The sequence below is a fragment of the Sneathiella sp. genome, assembly GCF_029233945.1.
Lineage (GTDB): Bacteria > Pseudomonadota > Alphaproteobacteria > Sneathiellales > Sneathiellaceae > Sneathiella.
Map to the genome: position 1 here is coordinate 1 of NZ_JARGOQ010000081.1, position 9,540 is coordinate 9,540.

Below are 9,540 nucleotides of genomic sequence, written 5' to 3' on the forward strand. Positions count from 1 at the left end.
CTATCGATAGGTACGCTCGCTAATATCAGTTTGGTCTATGCGGGTAATCAGCGCGTCGAGAAACGCCTGCTCGGCCCGGTTAAGCTGGGCTTTTGGGTTCCAGACCACATAGACATCAATTTTCCGCATATCCTCATAGGGCGGCAGCTGCCATAGATACCCGTCTTCGAGATCGCGGCGGACAACATGGATCGGCAACGGACCAATGCCAAGGCCCGCGATAATCATACGTCGCACCTCTTCCAGATGGGCCGAGTTTCCGACGACGCGGTCGCTCAAATGTGCCTCCGCCCGCATCAGGGTCACCGGTCGAAGCGCATCGTCCATCTGGTCCGTGACAAAACTGACCGAGGAATGTCCCGCAAGATCCGCCGTGGTCAGGTTTTCCTTGCCGAACAAAGGATGGGACGGCCCGCAGAAAAGGCCAAAATATTCCTGATACAGCCGTCTGTATTTCAGTTTCGGGCTGCGATCATGGACCAGGCAGACAGCGAGCGAAGCATGTCGCGCCGTCAGGTTTTCCAGTGCAAAACGGCTGGCCGTTACATCAATCGACAAGGTTGCCATTGGATGTGTCGCATGAAATTCCGTCAAGGCCTCGTTAAACACCGGGCAGATAACATGGCTGGCCATGGCAATCCGGACATGCCCCTTCACCTCGTCCGTGACGTCCCGCATCAACGTGCCGAGACGGAGCATGGCGCCATGAATCTCTATCGCCTCCCGTTCCAGCACCTTACCGGCGGCGGTCAGGTGAAAGCGGCCAGGAGAACGTTCAATCAACTTCTTTCCGATCCTGTCTTCAAGACGCTTCAGCGCGCTGGACAGTGTCGGCTGCTTCAGGCGGAGCACCTCGGCGGCTTCCGTCAGGCTCTTCGATTTTGCGATGACGACAAATGTCCGGAGAAGGTTCCAATCAAGATCGCGGGCCAGTCGTTCTGTTGGGTCCGAATTATCCATGCCACTATAAATTTCATCAATATTGAACATTATCATTATCTATTTGATCAATACTAACCCATATGTAACGATCAAATCCAGAGAATTCATCCGGGGCGAGGGAGATCCCAGCCAATGACAATCGAAACGCGAGAGGCGCGGCAGCCGTGGATATTGCTATCGCCCTCGCTGGTCGCAATCACGCTGCTGCTTGTCATACCGCTTCTGTTCATCGTCGTTTACTCTTTCTGGCTCAGGACAGCGACGGGGGCCGATCAGGTCGGTTTCTTTCTCGATAACTGGACGGAAGCGCTGACCGACGCGTTTTACCGCGATATTCTCCTCTACACCCTCAAGATAGCGGCGATCACAACGGCTGTCTGCGCCCTGCTCGGCTATCCCGCCGCCTATTTCATCGCCCGGTCCAAAGGCAACAAGGCACTTTTGCTGCTCCTGTTAATGTTGCCGTTCTGGATCAGCTATATCATCCGGACCATGTCCTGGATCAATATTCTGGGAGTTTCCGGCGCGATCAATTCCCTGCTGATATCGCTGGGCATCATATCCGAGCCGATCCAGATGCTCTATAATCAGGTGACAATCGTTCTCGGTCTCGTCCATTTCCTGCTCCCCTTCATGATCCTGAATATCTATGTCAGTCTTGAGGGTATTGACGTCACGCTGGAGGATGCCGCTTGCTCACTCGGTGCGACGCGCTGGCAAAGCTTTCTGGAAGTGACCCTGCCGCTCTCGATCGCCGGGCTGGCAGCGGGTGGGCTCCTTTGTTTTGTGCTGGCAGCGGGGACCTATATCACGCCGGTTATTCTAGGCGGTCCATCGGACGCCATGTTCGCCAACCTGGTGTTTGAAGCCATTATCACCCAACTCGACTGGCCGCTCGGCTCGGCACTCTCTCTTATGCTCTTGGTTGTCCTCGGGGCTCTGGTCCTTGTCTATAATCATTTCCTTGGCATGGGACAACTGATGAAGGGGCTGGGCAAATGAGTTGGATGATCCTACGCATCTGGACCGCTCTGGTTTATCTGTTTTTGTTCCTTCCCATCGGTGTTGTCATGTTGCTCAGTTTCAACGCCAATCAGTTTGGAAGTTTTCCGGTCACCGGTCTGTCTTTTCGCTGGTTTTTCAAGCTCGCGAATAACGACGCGATCCTGCGGGCCTTTGAAACCTCCCTCCTGCTGGGCTCGTTGACTGCGGTCATCTCAACAACCCTCGGCGTCCTGGCAAGTCTAGCGCTGGTGCGCTACAAGGTCCCCGGACAGAACATGATTTCGACCCTGCTGATTGCGCCCATTCTGGTGCCGGAAGTCGTTCTAGCGGTCGCCTTGTTGTTGTTCCTGAATGCCTTGTCCATCAACAAAAGCTTTTTCCTGCTGCTAATGGGGCATGTCATATTCACGCTTCCCTTCGTCGTGCTGGTAGTGCAGGCGCGGCTCGTCAATATCCGTCGCGATGTTGAAGAAGCGGCCATGAGCCTCGGCGCAAGCCCCCGGCAGACCTTCTTCCAGATCACATTGCCACTGCTGGCACCCGCCATTTTCGCCGGCATGCTGTTCGCCTTTACTATCAGTTTCGACGATATCACCGGGACGCTTTTCTGGAAGCCGGGCGGCGTTGAGACGGTTCCGACACAGATTTTTGCCATGTTGCGCAATTCTATTTCCCCGGAAATCAATGCGCTCGGCACCGTCATGATCATTCTTACCGTCGGGCTCCCACTTCTCGGGATCGGGATCGTCCGGAAAATGTCGACAAAAAGCAGCGAGTAACAAGCGTAACCATATTTTTCAAAAACTCAGGAGGTAACCAAATGGACAACTCAAAACGCTACGAGAGATTGCTGGAACGCTACAATAACGGAGATCTGGACCGCCGCTCCTTCCTTGGCCTGATCGGCGCAGCCGGTCTCGCCTATGGCGTCGCCACGCCGTTCGCCAAGCATGCATTGGCGGCAACGGAGCAGGTTCGTTTCGACGGCTGGGGCGGCGTCGTCTCGGAAGCTTTCCGCAAATATGCCTTCGATCCCTATACCAAGAAAACCGGCATCAAGGTTGTCGACGGCACGTTTGGCAGCGGCGACGAATATATCTCGCGCATCAAGGCGAGCCAGCCCGGCGAATATAACATCGCCCATCTTTCCGGGGTGTTCGATTATGCCCGTTACAACAATCTCGGCCTGACCAGTGTATTGAACGAGAAAAATATCCCGAACCTCGAATTCGTCATTCCGAAACTGACCGATGTCTTCCGCAAAGTAACGGATGGGACCTTGTCCTGCGTTCCCTATGACTATGGCACGACCGGGATCGCCTATAACCGCAAGCATATCTCGGATGAGGAGGCAAAGGAAAAAGGCGCCAAACTCCTGATTGACAAGGAGCTCAAAGGTAAACTCGGCGCTTGGGGCGACTGGCGAACGCGCATCTGGTACGCCTCCTTGCAAACAGGACAAGACCCCAACGACGCAAAGGATATGGATGCCGTCTGGACTGCGATCCGCACCAACCGGGACCTGCTTCTCAAATACTGGAGTTCCGGCGCCGAGCTGATGAGCCTGCTCGCCGAAGAGGAAATCTATGCGACCGAAGCCTGGTCCGGCCGGGTTTATGCCCTTCAGGAACAAGGCCACGACATCGGTTATATGGATCCACCAAACGGGTTTGGCTGGCAGGAATGTCTCTTCGTGATCAAGGGCTCCCCGATGGAGGCCTGCGAAGAGCTGCTGAACTTCATGCTGGCTCCGGCAACCTCGATCGCCGTTGCCGAAGGACAGAATTATCCGCCAGCGCTTGATCCCAAGAAAGTCGATCTGGGCAAGAAAATTCCGAAACTACCGGCGTTTGATCCGACAGGAACGCTCGACGGACTCACTTTTGCCAATCCGACCTATTGGAACGGTCATGAACAAGAATGGTCAAAGGAGTTCGGCCGCATTCAGAAAGGCTACTAAACCCTTTCCGCTCCCCGCCATTTAGCGATGGCGGGGCTCCTTCACCTTTTACCGGGGAGACATTTTGTGAGTGTCGTCAGTCTTAACAATATCGTCAAGCGCTTCGGGGCGTTTACCGCCGTTCACCGTATGTCACTGGATATGCCGGAGGGCAGCTTCATCACGCTGCTCGGGCCGTCAGGATGTGGAAAGACGACAACGCTCCGAATGATTGCTGGCCTCCTCGACCCGACCGAGGGAGATATCACCATCGGCGGCCAGCGGGTAAATGACGTCCCGATCCACAAGCGTAATCTCGGGATTGTCTTTCAGAACTATGCCCTCTTCCCGCATAAAACGATTGCCCAGAATATTGCCTTCGGCCTCAAATACCGGGGTGTCTCGAAGCAGGAAAGTGTGAGGCGGGTGCGCGACGCGCTTGACCTTGTGCAACTGCCGGACGTTGGCGATCGCTATCCGGCGCAACTTTCTGGCGGCCAGCAGCAGCGCATTGCCCTTGCCCGCGCCATCATTATCGAACCAAATGTATTGTTGCTGGACGAGCCCCTGTCGGCGCTTGATGCGAATTTACGCGAAGACATGCGTATCGAGCTCAAACGCATCCAGCAGCAAACCGGGATCACGACCGTATTTGTAACCCATGACCAGTCCGAAGCCCTCGCCATGTCCGACCTCGTTGTCGTCATGTCCGACGGGCGTGTCGAGCAGGTTGGCCCGCCTGAAGAAGTCTATAACAAACCGGCTAGCGAGTTTATCGCCCGCTTCCTTGGCACATCCAATATCCTCGCGGCCACCTGCAAGGATGTCTCGGCGGATGAGGTTCTTATGGAGGTTGAGGGATTGGGGCCCGTTACCCTGCCGAAAGACCAAACCCGTGAGATCAAACCCGCCGAGCAGTGCAAGATCGTCATCCGCGCCGAAAAACTGCATCTGGCATCGCCGGGGACACCTCGCGACGGGCGCCATGCTGTTGAGGGGGTCGTTGAAACCGTCGATTATCAGGGACAAGCTGCGCGCTATTTCCTGCGCCTTGGCGATCTGCAACTGCAAGCCATTAATATGATTGAAGATTCTCCCTTTTCCAAAGGCAATCATGTCGACATCCGCATTCGCCCGGAAGATTGTGTCATCCTTGCCGGAGAGCCGTCATGAGTGAGAGACCCAAAAGCCACCTGTTCTATCAAACCCGCCTGCGCCGTCCAGCGCTTGCCCAGGCGCGGGGGATTTATATGTGGGATGTCGACGGCAAGCGTTATCTCGACGGCTCCTCGGGCGCGATGGTCTGCAATATCGGTCATTCGAACCCACATGTGCTGGAGGCGATGCGCCAACAGATGGAAAAATCGACCTTTGGGTATCGCCTGCATTTTGAGACTGAACCTTCCGAACGGCTGGCGGCCAAGGCGGCTTCCCTCGCCCCGGACGGGCTGGAGAAGGTGTTCTTCGTCTCCGGCGGCTCGGAAGCGGTGGAAAGCGCCATCAAGCTCGCGCGCCAATACGCCGTGGCCGTAGGACAAAGCCAGCGTTATAAAATTATCTCCCGCTACCCAAGCTATCACGGCAGCACGCTCGGTGCGCTGGCGCTCACGGGATATGCGCCCATGACCGCCCCGTTTGACCCGATGATGCGCCAGATGCCGAAGATCCCGGCCCCGCGTGCCTATCTTGACGGGCTGGATATCAACCGTGAAGAGACCGGCCATCACTATGCGGATATGCTGGAAGAGAGGATTTTGCAGGAGGGACCGGAAACGGTTCTCGCCTTCATTGTTGAACCGGTGGGTGGTGCCTCCACTGGCGCCTTGGTCCCGCCCGAGGGATATATGCAGCGGATACGCGAAATCTGCACCCGATACGGCGTCCTGCTCATCAACGATGAGGTCATGACGGGAGGTGGCCGCACGGGCCGTTTTTTTGCCGCCGAACATTGGAACGTCAAGCCGGATATTCTCGTTATTTCCAAGGGCTTCGCCGCCGGATATGCCCCGCTTGGCGCCATGATCTCCGATGATGCTATTGTCGAGCCGGTTCTGACCGCCGGTGGCTTCCAGCATGGCTATACTTATGCCGGAAATCCACTTGCCTGCGCCGCCGGGGTTGCCGTGATCGAGGAAATTGAAATTCAGGGCATGATCGACAATGCCTCCCGCGTCGGCGCGTTGCTGAAAAGCGAGCTGGAAACGCTCCTGATACGCTATCCGTTTGTCGGCGATGTCCGTGGCATGGGTTTGCTCCTCGCCTTCGAACTGGTCTCTGACCGCCAGAGCATGACGCCGCTTCCCAAGGGGCTAAATGCTTTTCAGCGGCTCGTGGATATTGCCTATGACAAGGGCCTGATCATCTATTCCCGGAGAACCCGCGGCGGCCATGAGGGAGATCATTTCCTTGTTTGCCCACCGATGATCACGACGGCGGAAAATGTCGGGGAGATTATGGATCTTCTGACTGCCGCGCTGGATGCTTTCGCCAAGGAAAATGGCCTCCCGGTCCACGCAAACGCCGCCTGAGGAAAGATTTGAATGAGCAAGATTATCATTACCTGTGCCGTGACGGGCTCCATACACACGCCCACCATGTCGCCTCACCTGCCCGTAACTGCTACGGAAATCGCGGAGCAGGCGATTGCCGCCGCGGATGCCGGGGCTGCCATTCTGCATTTACACGCGCGCGATCCGGAAACTGGTCGCCCCTCCGCCGCAACAGAGCATTTCATGGCGTTTCTTCCAGAAATTGCGCAACGGACCGACGCTGTCGTCAACCTGACGACGGGCGGCAGTGCCCTGATGTCGCTCGACGAACGGCTGGCGGCGCCGAAGCAGACCGAGCCCGAAATGTGCTCGCTGAACATGGGCAGCATGAATTTTGCGCTCTATCCCATGGCGACAAAGATTAATGACTGGAAGCATGACTGGGAAAAGCCGTTTCTGGAAAATTCCGATGATCTCGTTTTCAAGAACACGCCGCGCGATATCACCCATATCCTGACCGAGCTTGGCGTCAATCGCGGCGCCCGGTTTGAGTTTGAATGCTATGACGTGGGGCATCTTTATATGCTGCGCCATTTCGTTGATCGCGGTCTGGTCAAGACACCGCTCTTTATCCAGTTTGTTTTTGGTGTTCTTGGCGGGATCGGGGCAGACCCTGAAAATCTCATGCATATGAAACGAATTGCCGACAAGCTTTTTGGCGACAGCTATGCCTTTTCCGTCCTTGCCGCCGGACGCCACCAGATGCCGCTCGCGACCATGTCGGCGGCGATGGGCGGTCATGTCCGGGTCGGGCTTGAGGACAGCCTGCAGATTGACAAAGGTCGCCTCGCGAAATCCAATGCCGAGCAGGTTTCCAAAATCCGGGAAATTGTTGAGCTGCTCGGCCGGACGGTTGCCAGTCCGGCGGACGCCCGCCATATTCTGGGTCTTAAAGGCCCTACAAAAACAAAATTTTAAATACTGCCAATAACGGCACTGGAAGAAAATCATGAAAGCAATTCTCGACGATCGTCAATGGGCGCATGACCCGAAGCATTTTATGGCCAACGGCACGGCACTTCCCAATCCGGAGCAACCGCGTCGCATTGAGGTTTTGAGAGAAGGCGCACTCGCCGCCGGGTGTACTTTCAATGCGCCCATGGATCACGGCGCCGGTCCGATTGCCGCCACCCATACGGCGGAGTATCTGGTATTTCTGCAGAATATCCATCGCCGCTGGCAGCGGATTGAAGGCGCGTCTGACGAGGTTATCCCAAATATCCATCCCGACCGGCGGGATGTACATTATCCAAAGTCCGCCGTCGGACAGGCAGGTTATCATCAGGCGGATACAGCTTGCCCGATTGCCGCCGGCACCTGGGAGGCGGCTTACTGGTCGGCCCAGACCGCCTTAACCGGAGCGGATCATTTATTGGCGGGAGAAAAGGCCGCCTATGCCTTGAGCCGCCCGCCCGGCCACCACGCCTTCAGCGATCTTGCCGGCGGGTTCTGCTTTTTGAATAATACGGCCATTGCCGCCGACTGGCTTTTAAAGGCGGGCAAGAAACCGGCCATCCTCGATGTCGACGTTCATCACGGCAACGGGACGCAAGGGATATTCTATGAACGGTCTGATGTCCTGACCATTTCCATGCATGCCGACCCGGAACGCTTCTATCCGTTTTTCTGGGGATCGACCCAGGAAAGAGGCGAAGGCCCGGGCCGAGGCTATAACCTGAACCTCCCTCTTCCGCGCGGCACCGGGGATGACGATTATCTGAAAATCCTTCAAATCGCGCTCGAGCGTATTCGGGCCTTTGGCGCTGATTGCCTCGTCGTTGCCCTTGGCCTCGATTCATACGAAAAAGATCCGCTTCAGGGCCTTTCCATTACGACACCGGGATTTGCCCGGCTCGGGAAAACCATTTCGGCGTTGGAATTACCCACCCTTCTGGTACAAGAAGGAGGATATCTATCGAAGGAGCTGGGCGACAATCTGACCAGCTTCATAACGGGTTTTGAAAATTCATGATCACCATATCCGACATTCTGGTTATCGGCGGCGGTATCGCCGGTATCAGCGCCGCCGCTGAAATGGCAGCGGAAGCGACGGTCACAGTCTTGGAGTCCGAAGAGGTCATTGGCTATCACTCATCCGGGCGCTCTGCCGCGATCTTCTTGCGTAACTACGGGAATAGCACGTTACGAGCCCTCAATGCGGCGGCCGAACCTGTCTTGAAGGAGCCCGCGGGCATTTCCGACAGCTCCCTGCTTTCCCACCGCGGCGAGTTGATGATCGCAACGGAAGCCGAGCTTGATGCGCTTGAGTCCTATCTCGATGGCGCCGAAGGAATGGAAAGAATAAGCCCCGACGAAGCTGTCCAACTCGTTCCCATCCTCCGCCGCGAGAAAATTGCGGCGGCGGCCATTGAGCGCAACGCACAGGATATCGATGTTGACCGCATGCTTCAGGGCTATGCGCGGCTTTTACGCAAGCGCGGCGGTAAAATTGTCACCTCAGCTCCCGCCCGGAAAATTTCATTTAACGACGCTGTCTGGACCGTAGAAACGCCGACCGGTAAATTTCAGGCGCCGATCCTTGTCAATGCCGCAGGCGCCTGGGCGGATTTGATCGCGGAAATGGCGGGAGTCAGACAAGTCGGACTGGTGCCCATGCGCCGGAGCGCCATTCTCCTGCCTGCGCCGGAAGGGTGCGACATCACGCGATGGCCCCTGTTCGTTACAGCGTCAGAGCAATGGTACGCCAAACCGGAGGCGGGAAAGCTGTTCGTCTCCCCCGCCGATGAAGACCCGGTGGAACCCCATGACGCCTGGCCCGACGACATGGTCATGGCGGAGGGACTGGACCGCTTTGAGCAGGCCGTCACCGTGCCGGTAACCCGGGTTGAGAAAAGCTGGGCGGGCTTGCGCAGTTTCGTCTCTGACCGGTCGCCAGTCGCCGGTTTCGCACCCGACGCGAACGGGTTTTTCTGGCTCGCAGGGCAAGGTGGATACGGTATGCAGACAGCCCCAGCCCTTGCCGCCCTGTCAGCTGAGCTTTGCCTGGGCAAAACTCACAGCCTTTCTCCAAAAATCATTGCCGCGTTAAATCCAATGCGGCTATTCAATGTAGCCTGAATTAATGCAGGACAGCGTCCAGATCCA

At 56.5% G+C, this 9,540-nt stretch carries 9 protein-coding genes; 8 read left to right on the plus strand and 1 reads right to left on the minus strand.

Annotated features, from left to right (window positions below; translation table 11 throughout):
- Positions 1-990: a LysR family transcriptional regulator gene (locus tag P1U71_RS16955; RefSeq protein ID WP_301106857.1), complete on the minus strand. Its 990-nt coding sequence runs from the start codon at positions 988-990 to the stop codon at positions 1-3.
- 84 nt (positions 991-1,074) lie between these two features.
- On the opposite strand from P1U71_RS16955, the gene P1U71_RS16960 reads away from it, so the two are divergent.
- From P1U71_RS16960 to P1U71_RS16995, 8 genes are all read left to right on the plus strand, one after another.
- The gene (locus P1U71_RS16960) at positions 1,075-1,944 is read left to right on the plus strand and encodes an ABC transporter permease (protein ID WP_301106858.1); all 870 of its coding nucleotides are present in this window, start codon (positions 1,075-1,077) and stop codon (positions 1,942-1,944) included.
- Positions 1,941-2,726: an ABC transporter permease gene (locus P1U71_RS16965; protein ID WP_301106859.1), complete on the plus strand. Its 786-nt coding sequence runs from the start codon at positions 1,941-1,943 to the stop codon at positions 2,724-2,726. The genes P1U71_RS16960 and P1U71_RS16965 overlap by 4 nt, the downstream gene beginning before the upstream one ends.
- 41 nt (positions 2,727-2,767) lie before the next feature.
- Complete coding sequence (locus P1U71_RS16970) at positions 2,768-3,907, plus strand: extracellular solute-binding protein (RefSeq protein ID WP_301106860.1); 1,140 nt, start codon at positions 2,768-2,770, stop codon at positions 3,905-3,907.
- A 66-nt stretch (positions 3,908-3,973) separates the two neighbouring features.
- On the plus strand, positions 3,974-5,059 hold the full coding sequence (locus P1U71_RS16975; RefSeq protein ID WP_301106861.1) for an ABC transporter ATP-binding protein: 1,086 nt from the start codon (positions 3,974-3,976) through the stop codon (positions 5,057-5,059).
- Positions 5,056-6,414, plus strand: a complete 1,359-nt coding sequence (locus tag P1U71_RS16980; protein WP_301106862.1) for an aspartate aminotransferase family protein — start codon at positions 5,056-5,058, stop codon at positions 6,412-6,414. The genes P1U71_RS16975 and P1U71_RS16980 overlap by 4 nt, the downstream gene beginning before the upstream one ends.
- A gap of 12 nt (positions 6,415-6,426) precedes the next feature.
- A complete protein-coding gene (locus P1U71_RS16985; RefSeq protein ID WP_301106863.1) occupies positions 6,427-7,353 on the plus strand; it encodes a 3-keto-5-aminohexanoate cleavage protein in 927 nt (308 codons plus the stop codon).
- A 31-nt stretch (positions 7,354-7,384) separates the two neighbouring features.
- A complete protein-coding gene (locus P1U71_RS16990) occupies positions 7,385-8,407 on the plus strand; it encodes a histone deacetylase family protein (RefSeq protein ID WP_301106864.1) in 1,023 nt (340 codons plus the stop codon).
- Positions 8,404-9,513 (plus strand): FAD-binding oxidoreductase, encoded by a 1,110-nt coding sequence (locus tag P1U71_RS16995; RefSeq protein WP_301106865.1) that lies wholly within the window; start codon positions 8,404-8,406, stop codon positions 9,511-9,513. The genes P1U71_RS16990 and P1U71_RS16995 overlap by 4 nt, the downstream gene beginning before the upstream one ends.
- Positions 9,514-9,540: the final 27 nt, after the last annotated feature.

Excerpts from the sequence above, each read along its gene's own strand:
- P1U71_RS16955 (WP_301106857.1), bottom strand. The coding sequence starts at position 990 with ATGTTCAATATTGATGAAATTTATAGTGGCATGGATAATTCGGACCCA.
- P1U71_RS16960 (WP_301106858.1), top strand. The coding sequence starts at position 1,075 with ATGACAATCGAAACGCGAGAGGCGCGGCAGCCGTGGATATTGCTATCG.
- P1U71_RS16965 (WP_301106859.1), top strand. The coding sequence starts at position 1,941 with ATGAGTTGGATGATCCTACGCATCTGGACCGCTCTGGTTTATCTGTTT.
- P1U71_RS16970 (WP_301106860.1), top strand. The coding sequence starts at position 2,768 with ATGGACAACTCAAAACGCTACGAGAGATTGCTGGAACGCTACAATAAC.
- P1U71_RS16980 (WP_301106862.1), top strand. The coding sequence starts at position 5,056 with ATGAGTGAGAGACCCAAAAGCCACCTGTTCTATCAAACCCGCCTGCGC.
- P1U71_RS16985 (WP_301106863.1), top strand. The coding sequence starts at position 6,427 with ATGAGCAAGATTATCATTACCTGTGCCGTGACGGGCTCCATACACACG.
- P1U71_RS16990 (WP_301106864.1), top strand. The coding sequence starts at position 7,385 with ATGAAAGCAATTCTCGACGATCGTCAATGGGCGCATGACCCGAAGCAT.
- P1U71_RS16995 (WP_301106865.1), top strand. The coding sequence starts at position 8,404 with ATGATCACCATATCCGACATTCTGGTTATCGGCGGCGGTATCGCCGGT.